Below are 15,650 nucleotides of genomic sequence, written 5' to 3'. Positions count from 1 at the left end.
GGGGGCCACCGCTAGGGTGGCCGCATGAGCGAGATCCTGCGCGCCGACGGGCGCACCCCCGACCAGCTGCGCCCCGTGACCATCACCCGCGGCTGGCTCGACGCCGCCGAGGGCTCCGTGCTGGTCGAGTTCGGCCGCACGCGGGTGCTGTGCGCCGCCTCGTTCACCGAGGGCGTGCCGCGCTGGAAGAAGGGGTCTGGCGAGGGCTGGGTCACCGCCGAGTACGCGATGCTGCCGCGCGCCACGTCCACGCGCTCGGACCGCGAGTCGGTCAAGGGCCGCGTGGGCGGCCGCACCCACGAGATCTCCCGCCTGATCGGCCGGTCGTTGCGCGCGATCATCGACGTCGCGGCGCTCGGCGAGAACACGATCGTGCTCGACTGCGACGTGCTCCAGGCCGACGGCGGCACCCGCACCGCGGCGATCACCGGCGCGTACGTCGCGCTGGCCGACGCGGTGGCGTGGGGCCAGCGCCACGGGCACATCACCGGCGGCAAGCCGGTGCTCACCGACTCGGTCTCGGCCGTGAGCGTCGGCATCATCGACGGCACCCCGATGCTCGACCTGCCCTACGTCGAGGACGTGCGCGCCGAGACCGACATGAACGTCGTGGTCACCGGCTCGGGCACGTTCGTGGAGGTGCAGGGCACCGCCGAGCACGCCCCGTTCGACCGCGACGAGCTGAACGTACTGCTCGACCTGGCCCTGGCCGGCAACGCCGAGCTCGCGCAGCTGCAGCGCGAGGCGCTCGGCGCGGAGCTGGTCCGATGACCGCCCCCGCCGACGCGGGCGCGCCCCTGGCGGTGCCGGCCGGCGCGCGCCTGGTGCTGGCCACCCACAACCGCGGCAAGCTGGTGGAGCTGGTCGCGATCCTGCGCTCCCAGCCGGGCCTGGACGCCTTGCCCGACGACGCCGTGGTGACCGCGGGCGACCTCGGCGCCCCGGAGCCGGTCGAGGACGGCCTCAGCTTCGCCGAGAACGCGCTGATCAAGGCGCGGGCGCTGTGCGCGGCCAGCGGCCTGCCGGCGGTGGCCGACGACTCCGGCCTCGCCGTGGACGTCCTGGGCGGCGCCCCGGGGATCTTCTCGGCCCGCTGGTCGGGCCGGCACGGCGACGACGCCGCCAACCTCGAGCTCCTGCTCGCGCAGATCTCGGCCATCCGCGCGCCGGAGCACCGCCGCGCGGCGTTCGTCTGCGCCGCCGCCCTCGTCACGCCCGACGGGCGCGAGGAGGTCTGCTTCGGGGAGATGCCCGGCTACCTGGTCGACGCCCCGCGCGGCCGGCACGGCTTCGGCTACGACCCGATCCACGTGCCGGACGAGCAGGCCCCGGGCCCGGACGGCCGCCCGGGCACGCGCACCTCGGCCGAGCTCACGCCGGAGGAGAAGAACGCCATCAGCCACCGCGGCAAGGCGTTCCGCGAGCTGGCCCCGCTCGTCGCGGCGGCGCTCGAGGCCTGACCCCGGCCGGTGCGCGCCGGCGGTACGTGCGCCGAGACCCGGATCCTCGGGCCTGTCCCGGGCGGGCAAGGCCCGACGATCCGGGTCTCGGCGCGTGCCGGGCGGACGGTCAGGAACGGGCGGCGGCCCGGCGGCGGGCCACGGTGTCCATGGCGCGCCAGCCGAGCATCGTCACGGCCAGGAACACGGCGGTGACGATCCCGAACGACACGGCGAAGCCGCCGCCGAACACCGGGCGCAGCAGCAGACCGCCCACGACCGTGGCGACCCAGACCGCGAGGCCCGTGGGCCACACCTGCGCCGGGGCGCGCCAGGCGCGCGCGGCGAGCCAGCCGACGGCGAGCGCGACGAGGAACGGCAGCCCGACCCCGGCGACGTGGCCGACGGACGTGGCCGACCCGTGGTTGAGCGTGCCGACGAGGGCGAAGACCGCGACGCACACGACGTCGCAGACGACGGCGGGCCACACGGGGCGCAGGGGCTGGTTCACGGCCCGATCCTCTCAGAGCTCGTAGACGTCGCCGGCGGCCGCCGTCTCGGCCGGGCCGCCGTACTCGGTGCGCGCCTCGGCGAGCGCCACCCGCGGGTCCGACCACGCGGGCAGGTGGGTCAGCACGAGGCGTCCCACCCCGGCGCGCGCCGCGACCTGACCCGCCCGGCGCCCGGTGAGGTGGATGCCCGGCTCCACGCCGTCGTCGCGGCCCTCCTCGAAGGCCGCCTCGGACAGCAGCAGGTCGACGCCGCGGGCCAGCTCGACGACGCCGTCGCACAGGTCGGTGTCGCCGGTGTACGCGAGCGTCACCGTCTCCCCCGGCCGCACCGACGACGGGCCGCTGACCCGCAGCCCGTAGGCCTCCACGGGGTGGAAGACCCGGAACGGGGTGACGGTGAGCGGCCCGACGCGCACGGCCTGCCCCGCGGTCCACGGGCGGAACGCGAAGACGCCGTCCATGGACTCGCCCGGCTCCGTGCCGTACATCGCCCGGGCACGCTCGGCGACGGCCGCCGGGCCCAGCACCGGCAGGTGCGGGTCGACGCCGGTGCGGTGCGACCCGCGGTGCGGGTGGTAGCGCAGGTAGACGTACAGGCCGGACAGGTCGCTGCAGTGGTCCGGGTGCAGGTGGCTGAGGGCCACGGCGTCGACGTCCGCGGGGTCGACGTAGCGCTGCAGGGCGCCGAGCCCGCCGTTGCCCAGGTCCAGGACCACCGACCAGTCGCGCGCCTCGACGCCCGCGGCGACGAGCTCGGGCGACGCGGCGACGTCGGCGGCGGGGACCTGCACGAGGTAGCAGGAGGCGGGCGAGTCGGGCCCGGGGAACGAGCCGGCCACGCCGACGGTGACGAGCCTCACCGGACCGGCTCCACGACGTTGACCTCGGGGCCGAGGAAGCGGCGCGCGAGGTGCTCGAACGGCTCCGGGCTGCCCGTGGCCATGAACCGGTGCTGCGGCGGCCCGGCCTCGGGCGAGCGCTCGAGGCCGTGCGCCACCAGGTTGCGGTACACGTCCTTGGCGGTCTCCTCGGCGCTGGACACCAGCGTGACGTCCTCCCCCATCACGTACGAGATCGCCCCGGTCAGCAGCGGGTAGTGCGTGCACCCCAGCACGAGGGTGTCGACGCCGGCGGCGCGCACCGGGTCGAGGTAGCGGTGCGCGACCTCCATGACCTTGGGGCCGGAGGTGATGCCCTCCTCCACCAGCGGCACGAACTCCGGGCACGCCTGCGTGGTGATCGTCAGGCCGGGCGTCACGGCGAACGCGTCGTCGTACGCGCGCGAGCCGATGGTGGCCTGGGTGCCGATGACGCCGATGCGCCCGGTGCGGGAGGTGACGACGGCGCGGCGCGCCGCGGGGCGGATGACCTCGACGACGGGGATGCCGCGGCGCACCGAGTACCGCTCCCGGGCGTCGGGCAGGGCCACGGCGGTGGCCGAGTTGCACGCGATGACCAGCATCTTCACGCCGTCGTCGACGAGCTGGTCCATGACCGCCAGCGCCATGGCGCGCACCGCGGCGAGCGGCTTGGGGCCGTACGGGGAGTTGGCGGTGTCCCCGATGTAGAGCAGCTCTTCGTGGGGCAGCTGGTCGAGGATCGAGCGCGCGACGGTCAGCCCACCGACGCCGCTGTCGAAGATCCCGATGGGCGCGTCGTTCACGATCGGCAAGCCTAGCCCTGACGGTCTGTCACGAACGGGCGTCGTGGCGAGCGCCACGGTGGCGCCGACCACAGGGTCCGGTCCGGCCCGGTCCACGGGCCGGGCGGACGCGGCGCGCTGCGGCGCCGGTCAGGCCTGCGCGTCGTCGCTGCGCCGGCGCGCCCGCAGGTCGTCGAGCATCGCCTCGACGAGCGACTCCTGCGCGAACCCGGCCGCGACGAAGACGCCGCCCCAGTACCGGCGGGTGTCGGCGTCCAGGCCGCGCACCGGGTCGTCGTCGACGGCGTCGGCCACCACGAGGTCGTGCATCTGCTCGACGTCCTCGTCCGTGTCGAGCCCGAGCCGCTGGGCGATGACGAGCCGCATGTCGGTGAGGGCCGCGGCGACGTCGCGCGCCGCGTCCCTGCCCACCGCCACGATGCCGCCGTCCCCGGCGTCGGGCCCGAGGTCCGCGTCGAGCCCGCCCGCCGCCGACGCCTCGTCGTCCCACCCGGGCCAGTCGTCGTCGTGGTCGGTGTCGACGAGGTCGGCGAACGTCTCCAGCGCGCGCACCTTCGCCGCGGCCAGGTCGGTCTGGGTGAGGTGGCGGAACTCGGCGGACACCTCGGCGTCGTCCCGGCTGGCGTCCGGCAGCAGCCGCAGGGCAGCCGGGTCCTCGGGCTCGCGGGCGGTGCCGGTGGACTGGGTCGTGGCGGACAGCGTCCCGAGCGGGTCGTCGTCGCCGTCGGGCAGGCCGGCCTGGTCGCGCAGCAGCGCGGCCACCTCGCGGGCCACCTCGGCGAGGACCGTCCGCTCGGCCTCCTCCCAGTGCGCCTCGTAGCCGTCGGGGGTCGCACGGAAGGGGGTCACGCGCCGGCCCCCTCGGCCGAGCCGTCCGACGCGCCCGCGCCGCCCTGGCCGGAGCGCTGCATCGTGGCCCACAGGCCGTAGGAGTGCATGGCCTGCACGTCCACCTCCATCCGTTCGCGCGGGCCGCTCGACACCACTGCCCGCCCCTCCTGGTGCACCTGCAGCATGAGCTGGCGCGCCTTCGCCGGCGGGTAGCCGAAGTAGCTCTCGAAGACGTAGGTCACGTACGTCATCAGGTTCACCGGGTCGTTCCAGACGATGGTCACCCAGGGGTCGGCGAGGCCGGCCTCGGGCTCCGTCGTCGTCTCCTCGGCGGTCTCGGGTCGGGCCGTCGTCACGCTCACAGCCCCCAGGCTACGCGGACGGCGCCCGCCCGCCGGGGGACGCCGGAGGACGCCGCACCGGGGCCCGGCCGCGCGCCCCGACCGGCCAGGACGCGTCGCGCGGCCTAACGTTGCCCCGAACCGACCAGGGAGTATCGATGACCGACCTCGCCCGGGAGACCGCCCCGCAGCCCGCCACGGCCGCGGCGGTGGCGCCCGTCCCGCGCCCCTCCACAGCGCTGCTGACCGACAAGTACGAGCTGACGATGCTGCAGGCGGCGCTCGCCGACGGCACGGCCGACCGGCGCTGCGTGTTCGAGGTGTTCACGCGCCGCCTGCCCACCGGGCGCCGGTACGGCGTGCTCGCCGGCACCGGCCGCGTGCTCGAGGCGCTCGAGCACTTCCGGTTCGACGACGCCGAGCTGGAGTTCCTGGAGCGCGCCGCCGTCGTCGACGCACGGACGCTGGAGTTCCTGCGCGACTACCGGTTCTCCGGCACGATCACCGGCTACGCGGAGGGCGAGACGTTCTTCCCCGGCTCCCCACTGCTGCAGGTGGAGGGCACGTTCGCCGAGGCGGTGCTGCTCGAGACGCTCGTGCTGTCGATCCTCAACTACGACTCCGCCGTGGCCTCGGCCGCCTCCCGCATGACGAGCGCCGCGGTCGACCGGCCCTGCCTGGAGATGGGCGCGCGCCGCGCCCACGAGCAGGCCGCGGTCGCGGCCGCGCGCGCCGCCGTCGTCGCCGGGTTCGCCGGGACCTCGAACCTCGAGGCGGGCCTGCGCTACGGGCTGCCGACCATCGGCACCGCCGCGCACGCCTTCACGCTGCTGCACGACGACGAGGTGTCGGCGTTCCGCGCCCAGGTCGAGACCCTCGGCACGGGCACCACCCTGCTGGTCGACACCTACGACGTGCGCCGCGGCGTCGAGAACGCCGTCGCCGTGGCCGGCCCGGGCCTGGGCGCCGTGCGGCTGGACTCCGGCGACCTCGGGTCGCTGGCGGTCGAGGTGCGTCGCCAGCTCGACGAGCTGGGCGCCCGGGACACCCGGATCACCGTGACCTCCGACCTCGACGAGTACGCGATCGCGTCGCTCGCCGCGGTGCCGGTCGACTCCTACGGCGTCGGCACGTCCCTGGTGACCGGGTCCGGCGCGCCGACCTGCGGGATGGTCTACAAGCTCGTCGCCCGCGAGGACTCCGCCGGCACGCTGCAGCCGGTGGCCAAGGCGTCGGCCAACAAGACCAGCCAGGGCGGCCGCAAGGGTGCCGGGCGCCGCCTCGACGAGGACGGCCGCGCCGTCGAGGAGGTGCTGGTCACCGGCCCGGACGAGGCCGTGGCGGGCTGGTCGGCCGACGACGCGGGCCTGCGCCCGCTGCTCGTGCCGCTGGTGGTCGACGGCGAGGTGGACGCCCGTCACGTGGGCGCCGACGGCGTGCGGCGGGCTGCCGAGACGCACCTGCGCTCCCGCGCGGAGCTGCCGCGCGGCGCCCGCCGGCTGTCCGCGGGCGACGCGGCGATCCCGACGGTGCAGCTCAGCCTCGGCTGAGGGGCCGCGGGCGGTTCGTCGGCGCGCTCACTTCGCGCCGACGAACCACCCGCGCACCATCTGCACCCGCGCCTCGAGCTGGTCGGCGGTGGCCAGGGGCACCTCCGGCCCGCCGCAGCGGCGGCGCAGCTCGTTGTGCACCGAGCCGTGCGGCCGGCCGCTCTTGCGGGCCCAGGCCGACACGAGCTTGGCGAGCTCCTTGCGCAGCGCGGCGGCGCGGCGGTGCTCCAGCTCCGCCTCCGCCTCGGTCATCTCGCGGGCCGGCGCCCCGCCGCGCCCGCGCAGCTGCTCGGCCTGCCGCTGGCGCAGCAGGGTGGCCACCTGCTCGGGCTCGAGCAGGCCCGGCAGGCCGAGGAAGTCGAGCTCCTCGGCCGAGCCGACGTCGCCGCCGGTGCCGAACTGGCCGCCGTCGAACAGCACGCCCTCGAACGACGCCTGGGCCTCCAGCGCCTCGAACGACCCGAGCAGGTCGCCCGACGCCTTCTCCTCGCGGTTGGCCGCCGCGAGGAGGGCCGCCTCGGGGTCGTAGTCGACACCCTCCTCCTCGGCCGTCTTGGGCCGGTCGAGGGCGTGGTCGCGCTCCATCTCCATGCCGCCAGCCAGCTCGAGCAGCGGGGCCACGGACGGCAGGAACACCGAGGCGGTCTCCCCGCGCTTGCGGGCACGCACGAACCGGCCGATGGCCTGGGCGAAGAACAGCGGCGTCGAGGCGCTCGTGGCGTAGACGCCGACGGCCAGGCGCGGCACGTCCACGCCCTCGGACACCATGCGCACCGCCACCATCCACCGGTCGGTGCTCTTGGTGAACTCCTCGATGCGCGCGTTGGCGCCGTCGTCGTCGCTGAGCACCACGGTGGGGCTGACGCCGGTGATCCGGGCCAGGTGCCCGGCGTAGGCGCGGGCGTCGGTCTGGTCGGTGGCGATGACCAGGCCGCCGGCGTCGGGGACGCTGCGGCGCACCTCGGTGAGGCGCTTGTCCGCGGCGGCGAGCACCGACGGGATCCACTCGCCGTTCGGGTCCAGGGCCGTGCGCCACGCCTGGGCGGTCATGTCCTTGGTCATGGCCTCGCCGAGCCGGGCGCTGATCTCGTCGCCCGCCTTGGTGCGCCAGCGCATGCTGCCGGAGTAGGTCATGAACAGCACGGGCCGCACGACGTGGTCGCGCAGCGCGTCGCCGTAGCCGTACGTGTAGTCCGCCTTGGACCGGCGCACGCCGTCGCGGTCCTGCTCGTAGGTGACGAACGGGATCGGGCTGGTGTCCGAGCGGAACGGCGTGCCGGTCAGCGACAGCCGGCGGGTGGCCTCCTCGAACGCCTCCCGCACGGCGTCGCCCCAGCTCAGCGCGTCGCCGCCGTGGTGCACCTCGTCGAGGATGACGAGCGTGCGCGCGGCGGTGGTGCGCGCACGGTGCAGCGCCGGGTTAGCCGCGACCTGGGCGTACGTCAGCGCGACCCCGTCGTAGTGGGAGCCGTGGCGGCCCTGGCTGTTCTTGAACTGCGGGTCGATGTGGATGCCCACGCGCGCGGCGGCGTCGGCCCACTGGTGCTTGAGGTGCTCGGTGGGCGCGACGACGGTGACCCGCCGCACGACCCCCTGCTCCAGCAGCTCGGTGGCCACGCGCAGCGCGAACGTCGTCTTGCCGGCGCCCGGGGTGGCGACGGCGAGGAAGTCCCGCGGCGCCCGCTGGCGGTACAGCTCGAGCGCCTCGGCCTGCCAGGCGCGCAGGTTCGACGCCGTGCCCCAGGGGGCGCGGCGCGGGAACGCCGGGCTGAGCTGGGAGGCGGCGGCGGACGACGGCGTCTGCGGGGTAGGGCGAGCACCGGCCGTCGTCGTGCTCGCGGCGGACGGGCGCGACGACGAGCGGGACTCCTCCGGCTCGGCGGCGGAGGCGAAGAGGTCGAAGGCGGACTCGGGCTCGGGCAGCGGCTCGGCGCTCACTTGCCCTGGTCGCCCTCGCCGTCCTGCGGGTCGCGGAGACCGTCGTAGATCTCCTTGCAGACCGGGCACACGGGGAACTTCTGCGGGTCGCGGCCCGGCACCCAGACCTTGCCGCACAGCGCGATGACGGGCTTGCCCGTCATCGCCGACTCCATGATCTTCTCCTTGCGCACGTAGTGCGCGAAGCGCTCGTGGTCGCCGGGCTCGACCTCCTGGCGGGTCTCCTCGCGCTCGAGCAGGCTCGTGCCGGCGCCGGGGCCCGTCGGGTCGTCCGTGGACGGCTGCGCGGACGGGGCCGAGAGGGGATCGCTCATGCCCCGAAGTCTACGACCCGGGCCCGACACGTCCGGTGTGACCAGGCCCGGTCCGGACGGCGCCGGAGCGGCGCCGGAGCGGCGTCCCGGCCGGTCCGCGCGCGCAGGTCGGGGACGCTCTGTGGTCCCCGGTTCGCCGCGGGCCGGCCGTCGCCCGCGGGCCGGCCGTCGCCTGCGGGCGGCGTCTCCCCCACGTCTTGCCAAAGCGGTCTGTTCGGCGATTCGTTGTCTGATCGGTGATCCGGACCGCCGATCAGACAACGAATCACCGAACAGACCACCAGGCCCGACGGCGACCAGCGCGCAGGCCCGCCGACCCACCCGCGCGCTGGCCGACCCGCCGACCCGCCGGCGCGCTGGCCGACCCGCCGGCCCGCCGATGCTCCACCCGCCGGCGCGGCGAGCGACCTACAGACCCTGCCAGGTGGGCTTGGAGGCGTAGGTCTGCCGGTAGTAGTCGGCCAGCTGCAGGCGGCTGGCGGCGGCGTCGTCGACCAGCACCGTCACGTGCGGGTGCAGCTGCAGCACGCTGCCGGGCCACATCGCCGAGACGGCGCCCTCGACCACCCGGTGCACGGCCTCGGCCTTGCCCCGCCCGGTGGCCAGCAGCACCAGGTGGCGGGCCTCCATGATCGTGCCCAGCCCCTGGGTCAGGCAGTGCCGCGGCACCTGCTCGACGTCGCCGTCGAAGAACCGGGCGTTGTCCTCGCGGGTCTGGCGCGTCAGGGTCTTGATCCGCGTGCGCGAGGCCAGCGAGGAGCCGGGCTCGTTGAACGCCACGTGCCCGTCGGTGCCCACGCCCAGCAGCTGCAGGTCCACCCCGCCGGCCTCGGCGATGGACCGCTCGTAGGCGGCGCACGCCGCCTCCAGGTCCTCGGCCAGCCCGTCGGGCCCCTGCACCTGCGCGGCGGGCCAGCCCACCCGGGAGGCGACCTCCCGGGCGATGACGTTGCGGTAGCGCTCGGGGTGCTCGGCCGGCAGGCCCACGTACTCGTCGAGCATGAACCCCCGGGCCCGGGCGAAGCTCAGCCCGGCCTGCTCGTGCCGGCGGGCCAGCTCGTCGTACACCGCCAGCGGGCTGGACCCGGTGGCCAGCCCCAGCACGGCGTCCGGCTTGCGGCGCAGCAGCGCCTCGATCGCGTCGGCGGCCAGCACCGCCAGCTCGGCGGCCGGGGCGATGATCACTTCCATCCGGGGGACTCCTCCTGTAGGTCGACCGGCTCCGGCAGGTGGGCCGGCGCGGGCGCGACGGCGGGGGCGGCCCCGCGCGCCCCGCCGTCGCGCCCGCGGCGGCCGAGCACCGCGGCGCCGACTGCCGCGACGGGCACGTGGTCGGGGGCGAGCCGCACCCGCTCGGCCAGCCCGAGCGAGCGCAGGAACGGCGACGTGGCGGCCTGCTCGTCGAGCGCGCGGCGCACCGCGTCGAGCAGGGGGCGACCGAGCTGGGCCACGCCTCCGCCCAGCACGACGTGCCGCACGTCGACGGACAGGACCAGCACCCGCACGGCGGCGGCCACCGCGGCGGCGTAGCGGCCGCGCGCGGCGGCCGCGTCCGGGTCGCCGGCGGCCGCGGCCGCGAAGAGCGCGACCGGAGCGGGGCGCCCGTCCGGCGTGGGCCACAGGGCCGCGACGGCGCTGCCCGACGCGTACAGCTCGAGGCAGCCGCGCTGCCCGCAGGGGCAGTACGGGCCCTGCGGGTCGACGGGCACGTGGCCGATCTCCCCAGCGGCGCCCGCGGCGCCGCGCCGCACGCGCCCGTCGAGCACCAGCCCGGCGGCCAGCCCCGTGCCGAGCGCGAGGTAGGCGAGGTCGACCGGGCGCCCGCCCGCGGCGGGGGTCAGGTGCGCCGCCCCGACGGCGGCCACGGTGAGGTCGTTCTCGACGACGACGCCGGCGCCGAGCGCGTCGGCCAGGCGCTCCGCGAGCGCCACCGGCTCCTCCCCCAGCCCGAGGTTCACTGCATGGCGGACGGAGCCGGCGTCGGGGTCGACGATGCCGGGCACCCCGACGCCGACGCTGGCCACCGGCCCGAGCGCCGCGGCGGCGTCGCCCGCGCGGGCGACGACGTCGCGCACCGCCCGCACCGCGCCGGCGACCACGCCGTCGGCCCCCGGCGTGCTGGGCACCCGGGCCTGGGCGAGGACGTCACCGGCAGGGCTCAGCAGCGCGGCGAGCGTCTTGGTCCCGCCGATGTCGAGCCCGACGGCGAGGCCGGCGGGGCGGCCCGGAACCGGGCCGGGGTCGTCGGCGGCCAGCGGCGCGGGGACCGCGGCGGGCGCGGCGGCGTCGACGAGCTCGCGCACGTCAGCCCTTCACCGCGCCGGCGACGAGCCCGCCGGTCATCCTGCCCTGGACGATCAGGAAGAAGACGATCACGGGGATCGACACGAGGATGGACCCGGCCATGAGGGCACCGTAGTCGGTCGCCTTGGTGGCCTGCTGGAAGGTCCGCAGCCACACCGGCAGCGTCATCGACTCCGGGCGGGACATGATCACCAGCGCGAGCACGAACTCGTTCCACGCCTGGATGAACGCGAACACGCCGGTGGAGACCAGGCCGGGCGCCAGCAGCGGGAACGTGACCTTCCAGAACGCCCGCGACCGCGAGCAGCCGTCGATCATGGCCGCCTCCTCGAGCTCGGCCGGCACGGCGGCGACGAACCCCCGCAGCGTCCAGATCGTGAACGGCAGCACGGCCGCCACGTAGAGCACGGTGAGCCCGGCGATCGTGTTGAGCAGGTGCCAGCCGTCGACCATCCGGAAGTAGGTCAGCAGCATCGCCTCGCCCGGGATCATCTGGACGATCAGGACCGCCACGAGGAACGACCGGCGCCCGCGGAACCGGTAGCGCCCCAGCGCGACCGACGCGAGGAAGGCCACCACGACGGCGATCACCAGCGTCAGGAACGTGACGACCAGGGAGTTCTGCATGGCGGGCAGGAACTGGGCCCGGTCGTGGTTGAGGATCACCGTCTCGTAGTTGCGCAGCGTGAAGTCGGCGCCGGGGAAGAACGTGGGCTCGGTCGCGCGGATCTTGTTGGTCGGCAGGAACGACGACTGCAGCATCCAGTAGACGGGGAACACCGAGCACACGAAGACGACGACGGCGAGCGCCGCCAGGAGGACCTCCGTCGCGCGTCGGCGCGGGGTGACCTTGCGCCGCCGCACGGCGGCGACGGGGCCCGGGACCGGCACGGGCGCGGGCGCGGGCGACGTGGTGACGACGGTCATCAGTCCTCCTCCTTGAGCGTCTGGCGCACGTAGCCGAAGGACACGGCGAGCATGATCACGACCATCACGACGGCGGCCGCGGCCGACATGCCGTAGTCCCCCGACGCGGTGCCGACCTGGTAGATCCACACGCCGAGGGTCGAGGTCTTCTCGTACAGGCCGCCGATGCCCTGCAGGGCGTACACCTGCGCGAAGATCCGCAGGTCCCAGATCACCGACAGCACGGTGAGGACGATGACGATCTGACGGATGTACGGCACCTGGATGAGGAAGAACCGCTTGCGGGCGCCGGCGCCGTCGAGCTGGGCGGCCTCGAGCACCTCGCCGGGCACCTGCGTGAGCCCGGCATACATCGTGAAGGCGATGAACGGCACGCCCATCCAGACCACGATGAGGCCGAGCACCAGGAAGAACGACAGCGGGTGGATGAGCCAGGAGTGGCCCCGCCAGCTCTCGCCGGTCAGCTGCGTCAGCACGTGGTTGACCACGCCGTACTGGGTGTCGAACATCCAGCCCCAGACCATGACGGAGGTCAGCGCGGGGATCGCCCAGGCCAGCAGCAGGCCGACCGACACGAGCGTGCGCCAGCCCTTGGCCAGCCGCATCATCAGCAGGGCCAGCAGGGTGCCGAGCACCATCGTGGTCGCCACGGCGGCGACCATGAACGCGAAGCTGCGCAGCAGCACGGCGTAGAACTCGCCGTCGGCCAGCAGGGTGGTGTAGTTCTCCACGCCGGCCCAGGTGGGCGGCTGGCCGAAGGCCTGCTCGCGCCCGAAGTGCTGGAACGACGTGATGACGAGGTTGACGAGGGGCCAGCCGACGAGCACGAGCAGGATGGCCAGGGCGGGCGCCAGGAGGGCGTACGGGAACGGCGAGGGCTTCCTCGCGCGGCGCGACGGCCCGGCGCCGGCCAGCGGCGGCGCTGCCGGGGCGGCAGGGGCGGTGACGGTCACGGGGGTCTCCGGGGACGATGGCGAGACGACGGGCGGTGGCCGGCCGCCGGGGCCGCGGGGGCCCGGCGGCCGGCGATGCCGGCGGGGGTGGCGCCGCGCGGCGCCGCCCCCGCGCGGGTCAGCCGTTGAGCGTCGACTCGATCTCGGCGTCGAGCGCCTTGGCCACGGCGGCCGGGTCCTCGCCCTGGGCGAGCTTGACGAACGAGTCCTCCAGGACGCCGGACGCCTCCACGTCGGCCCACTTCGGCGAGGCCGGGGTGAGCTTGGCCGCCGCGGCGGCCGCGGCGGACGCCTGGCTGAACGCGTCGTCGGGCAGGAACTTCGCCTGCGAGACCTTGGCCGGCACCAGGCCGTTCTTGGCGAGGATCTCCTGGTAGCCGTCGGACAGCATGATCGTGAGCGCCTCGTAGGCCAGGTCCTGGTGCTGCGACTTGGCCGGGATGGCGATGTTGGAGCCGCCGGCGAGCACCGGGGCGTAGGAGCCGGCCTCCTGGCCGGGGATGGCGAAGGCGGACAGCTTGTCCTCCGCGCCGAGGGTGGACAGGCAGCCGGGCGCCTCGGCGTCCTCGGCCGCGGCGATGGACCACCGCACCCAGCTCGGCGCCGCGAGGTAGGCGACCTCGCCGGCGCAGAACGGCACCTGCGGGTCGGTCTCGTCGGAGTCGGCCGGGGCGAGATTCTCGGTCGTCATGACCTTCTGCAGCTGCGTGAGGCCCTCGAGCGCCTCGGGCGAGGAGAACCCGCCCTTCCAGGTCCCGTCCGACTCCTGGGTGGCCATCTCGCCGCCGTTGGCCCAGACGAACGCCATCGCGTTGCGCCAGTCCTTGCCGGGGGTCCACAGGCCCGACACGGTGTCGCTGGACAGGCTCTCGATGTTGGCCAGGTACTCGTCCCACGTCGTGGGGACCGGGGTGTCCTTGGTGACGTCGGTGGAGTAGACGACGACCCGGGCGCCGGAGTAGTACGGCGCGGCGTAGAACTTGTCCTCGTACGAGCCGGACTCCACGAAGCCCGGCAGCAGGTCGTCGCCGCCCAGCTCCTCGTACTTGTCGGTGAGGTCGACGAAGGCACCGGCCGAGGTGAAGGCGGCGGCCTGGGTGTTGCCGATCTCGACGAGGTCGGGGCTGTCCGAGCCCGACAGCGCGGTCGTGTACTTGTCGACCAGGCCCTCCCAGGCCTGCTCCTCGATCGTCAGGGTGCTGCCCGGGTTCTCCTCCTCGAACGTGGACTTGAGGTAGTCGCGGGCCTCCTGGGGCGTGTCGGTGCCGACGAGCCAGACGCGGATGTCGCCGGTGCCGCCGCTGCCGCCGGCCTCGGAGGCGTCGTCGGAGGTGCCGCCCGAGCCGGTGCTGCTGCACGCCGTGAGGGCGAGGGCCAGGGTGATCGTCGACGCCACCGTCGTGGCGGCGATCCGGTTCTTCTTCACTGGGGTGGTTCCTCTCGCTGAGAGCGGTGGCGGGCGTCCTCGTCGACCCCCGCCGGTGGGGTGGCGGTGCTTCTCAGTGCTGCTCAGTGCTGCTCAGTGCTTCTCAGGTGGTGGTGCGCCGGCCCCGGGTGGGTGGTGCCGGGCCCGGTGGTGCTGGGAGCTTCCGGTGGTGCTGACGGTGGTACGGGTGGTCGCGGGGGTGTGGCGGGCCGGGCCCGTCAGGACACCCCCAGCTGCGCGGCGAGGACGAGCACGGCGGCGCCCGCGAGCACCACGTCCTCGTCCAACGTCGCCATGCGCACCGGCAGGTGGGCGCTCACCGCGCGCATCGTCCGGTCACGCAGGGTCTGGGTGGTCGCCTCGCGCAGGGCGCCGTCGAGCAGGTCCGCCGGACCGCTGAGCAGCACCTCGCCGAGGTTGAGGGCGCTGACGACGGGGGCGAGCGCGGTGCCGAGCACGCGCCCGACGCCGGCCAGGACGGCGTCGGCCGCCTCGGCGTCGAGCCCCGCGGTGGCCCGCCGCAGGGCCGGCACGGCGAGCAGCGTCTCGAGGCAGCCGCGCCGACCGCACGCGCACGGGGCTCCGTCGTCGACGACGGTCACGTGCCCGAGCTCGCCGGCGGCGTTGCCCGCCCCGTGCACGCGGGCGCCGTCGAGGATGATGCCGGCGCCGACGCCCTGGCCGACGGTGAGCACGAGCATCGAGTCGGCGGCGCCGCCGTAGGTGTACTCCCCCAGCGCTGCCGTGTCGGCGTCGTTGGCCACGTGCACCGGCAGGCCGAGGCGCTCGGTGAGGATGGCCGCGAGGGGCAGGTCGGCCCAGCGGCGGTTGGGCGCCTCGACGACGCGCCCGGCGGGGTCGACGACGCCCGGCGAGCCGAGGCCGACGCCGATCACCGGGCGGGTGGCGTCGTCCAGGAGCCGACGCGCGAGCCGGGCCACCAGGTCCACGAGGTCGTCGCCCGTGCGGCCGGCGACGTCGAGCGAGCGCCGCTCGACCGCCTCCCCGGTCAGGGTGAGCACCGCGCCGCGCATCACGCTCTCGTCCGACAGGTCGAGGGCGACGACGTGGAACTCCTCGGTCCGCATCCCGACGAGCATCGCCGGCTTGCCGACGCCGCCCTTGCGGACGCCGAGCTCCTCGACGAGCCCCTCGGCCAGCAGCGCGGCGACGAGGTCGGAGATGGTCACGCGGGTCAGGCCGGTGGCGCGGGCGAGGTCGGCCCGCGACGTCGGCCCGGCGTGGAACAGGTGCTGCAGCACCATCGACCGGTTGTGCGCGCGGGTGTGCTCGGGCAGCACCTTCGCGGTGGCCCGCAGGCCGAGCCCGAGGGCCCGGCGGCTCACTCCGGTCGTCGCCGTCATGTTTGTTAGTAAAGCCTCCTAACACTCTGCCGTCGAGACCCTGAGTGACGGAGTTCACCAAACTGTTACGTGGCGCCGGGGGTGGTGA

Annotated in this window: 16 protein-coding genes; 3 read left to right on the top strand and 13 right to left on the bottom strand. The window is 75.2% G+C overall.

Annotation, left to right across the window (positions count from 1 at the left end; translation table 11 throughout):
- Nucleotides 1-24 precede the first annotated feature (24 nt).
- Both rph and rdgB read left to right on the top strand, forming a co-directional pair.
- On the top strand, nt 25-771 hold the full coding sequence (gene rph, locus GSF02_RS01950; protein WP_159792221.1) for a ribonuclease PH: 747 nt from the start codon (nt 25-27) through the stop codon (nt 769-771).
- Complete coding sequence (rdgB, locus tag GSF02_RS01945; protein ID WP_159792219.1) at nt 768-1,460, top strand: RdgB/HAM1 family non-canonical purine NTP pyrophosphatase; 693 nt, start codon at nt 768-770, stop codon at nt 1,458-1,460. The genes rph and rdgB overlap by 4 nt, the downstream gene beginning before the upstream one ends.
- Nucleotides 1,461-1,569: 109 nt before the next feature.
- Here the strand turns inward: rdgB and GSF02_RS01940 are convergent, their stop codons facing one another.
- The 5 genes from GSF02_RS01940 to clpS all read right to left on the bottom strand — a co-directional run bounded on the left by GSF02_RS01940 (nt 1,570) and on the right by clpS (nt 4,807).
- Entirely contained in the window at nt 1,570-1,950 is a 381-nt protein-coding gene (locus GSF02_RS01940; protein ID WP_235915307.1) for a DUF3054 domain-containing protein, read from the bottom strand.
- Between the two features lie 12 nt (nt 1,951-1,962).
- Nucleotides 1,963-2,811 carry an MBL fold metallo-hydrolase gene (locus GSF02_RS01935; protein WP_159792217.1) on the bottom strand — a complete coding sequence of 283 codons (849 nt, stop codon included), beginning with the start codon at nt 2,809-2,811 and terminating at the stop codon, nt 1,963-1,965.
- Nucleotides 2,808-3,614 carry a glutamate racemase gene (gene murI / locus GSF02_RS01930; protein WP_159792215.1) on the bottom strand — a complete coding sequence of 269 codons (807 nt, stop codon included), beginning with the start codon at nt 3,612-3,614 and terminating at the stop codon, nt 2,808-2,810. The genes GSF02_RS01935 and murI overlap by 4 nt, the downstream gene beginning before the upstream one ends.
- Before the next feature lie 129 nt (nt 3,615-3,743).
- Complete coding sequence (locus GSF02_RS01925) at nt 3,744-4,463, bottom strand: DUF2017 family protein (protein WP_159792213.1); 720 nt, start codon at nt 4,461-4,463, stop codon at nt 3,744-3,746.
- Nucleotides 4,460-4,807: an ATP-dependent Clp protease adapter ClpS gene (gene clpS / locus GSF02_RS01920; RefSeq protein WP_159792211.1), complete on the bottom strand. Its 348-nt coding sequence runs from the start codon at nt 4,805-4,807 to the stop codon at nt 4,460-4,462. Before clpS ends, GSF02_RS01925 begins: the two co-directional genes overlap by 4 nt.
- A gap of 137 nt (nt 4,808-4,944) precedes the next feature.
- On the opposite strand from clpS, the gene GSF02_RS01915 reads away from it, so the two are divergent.
- Nucleotides 4,945-6,336, top strand: a complete 1,392-nt coding sequence (locus tag GSF02_RS01915; RefSeq protein ID WP_159792209.1) for a nicotinate phosphoribosyltransferase — start codon at nt 4,945-4,947, stop codon at nt 6,334-6,336.
- Between the two features lie 27 nt (nt 6,337-6,363).
- On the opposite strand, the gene GSF02_RS01910 is transcribed toward GSF02_RS01915, so the two are convergent.
- From GSF02_RS01910 to GSF02_RS01875, 8 genes are all read right to left on the bottom strand, one after another.
- On the bottom strand, nt 6,364-8,274 hold the full coding sequence (locus GSF02_RS01910; protein WP_159792207.1) for a DEAD/DEAH box helicase: 1,911 nt from the start codon (nt 8,272-8,274) through the stop codon (nt 6,364-6,366).
- Nucleotides 8,271-8,588, bottom strand: coding sequence for a DUF3039 domain-containing protein (locus GSF02_RS01905; RefSeq protein ID WP_159792205.1), 318 nt, complete (start codon nt 8,586-8,588; stop codon nt 8,271-8,273). Before GSF02_RS01905 ends, GSF02_RS01910 begins: the two co-directional genes overlap by 4 nt.
- A 408-nt stretch (nt 8,589-8,996) precedes the next feature.
- On the bottom strand, nt 8,997-9,779 hold the full coding sequence (gene nagB / locus GSF02_RS01900) for a glucosamine-6-phosphate deaminase (protein WP_159792203.1): 783 nt from the start codon (nt 9,777-9,779) through the stop codon (nt 8,997-8,999).
- The gene (locus GSF02_RS01895) at nt 9,770-10,891 is read right to left on the bottom strand and encodes an ROK family protein (protein ID WP_328798987.1); all 1,122 of its coding nucleotides are present in this window, start codon (nt 10,889-10,891) and stop codon (nt 9,770-9,772) included. The genes nagB and GSF02_RS01895 overlap by 10 nt, the downstream gene beginning before the upstream one ends.
- Before the next feature lies 1 nt (nt 10,892).
- Nucleotides 10,893-11,819 (bottom strand): carbohydrate ABC transporter permease, encoded by a 927-nt coding sequence (locus GSF02_RS01890; protein WP_159792201.1) that lies wholly within the window; start codon nt 11,817-11,819, stop codon nt 10,893-10,895.
- The gene (locus GSF02_RS01885; protein WP_235915306.1) at nt 11,819-12,772 is read right to left on the bottom strand and encodes a carbohydrate ABC transporter permease; all 954 of its coding nucleotides are present in this window, start codon (nt 12,770-12,772) and stop codon (nt 11,819-11,821) included. Before GSF02_RS01885 ends, GSF02_RS01890 begins: the two co-directional genes overlap by 1 nt.
- 118 nt (nt 12,773-12,890) lie before the next feature.
- Complete coding sequence (locus GSF02_RS01880; RefSeq protein ID WP_235915305.1) at nt 12,891-14,198, bottom strand: extracellular solute-binding protein; 1,308 nt, start codon at nt 14,196-14,198, stop codon at nt 12,891-12,893.
- Nucleotides 14,199-14,416: 218 nt separating this feature from the next.
- The gene (locus GSF02_RS01875) at nt 14,417-15,562 is read right to left on the bottom strand and encodes an ROK family transcriptional regulator (protein ID WP_159792199.1); all 1,146 of its coding nucleotides are present in this window, start codon (nt 15,560-15,562) and stop codon (nt 14,417-14,419) included.
- Nucleotides 15,563-15,650: the final 88 nt, after the last annotated feature.

The organism is Puerhibacterium puerhi (assembly GCF_009846865.1).
GTDB lineage: Bacteria > Actinomycetota > Actinomycetes > Actinomycetales > Cellulomonadaceae > Puerhibacterium > Puerhibacterium puerhi.
The sequence above is the reverse complement of the archived record's forward strand: the minus strand, read 5'-3'. Positions and strand labels throughout refer to the sequence as shown.

Excerpts from the sequence above, each read along its gene's own strand:
- rph (WP_159792221.1), top strand. The coding sequence starts at position 25 with ATGAGCGAGATCCTGCGCGCCGACGGGCGCACCCCCGACCAGCTGCGC.
- rdgB (WP_159792219.1), top strand. The coding sequence starts at position 768 with ATGACCGCCCCCGCCGACGCGGGCGCGCCCCTGGCGGTGCCGGCCGGC.
- GSF02_RS01915 (WP_159792209.1), top strand. The coding sequence starts at position 4,945 with ATGACCGACCTCGCCCGGGAGACCGCCCCGCAGCCCGCCACGGCCGCG.
- GSF02_RS01905 (WP_159792205.1), bottom strand. The coding sequence starts at position 8,588 with ATGAGCGATCCCCTCTCGGCCCCGTCCGCGCAGCCGTCCACGGACGAC.
- nagB (WP_159792203.1), bottom strand. The coding sequence starts at position 9,779 with ATGGAAGTGATCATCGCCCCGGCCGCCGAGCTGGCGGTGCTGGCCGCC.
- GSF02_RS01890 (WP_159792201.1), bottom strand. The coding sequence starts at position 11,819 with ATGACCGTCGTCACCACGTCGCCCGCGCCCGCGCCCGTGCCGGTCCCG.
- GSF02_RS01875 (WP_159792199.1), bottom strand. The coding sequence starts at position 15,562 with ATGACGGCGACGACCGGAGTGAGCCGCCGGGCCCTCGGGCTCGGCCTG.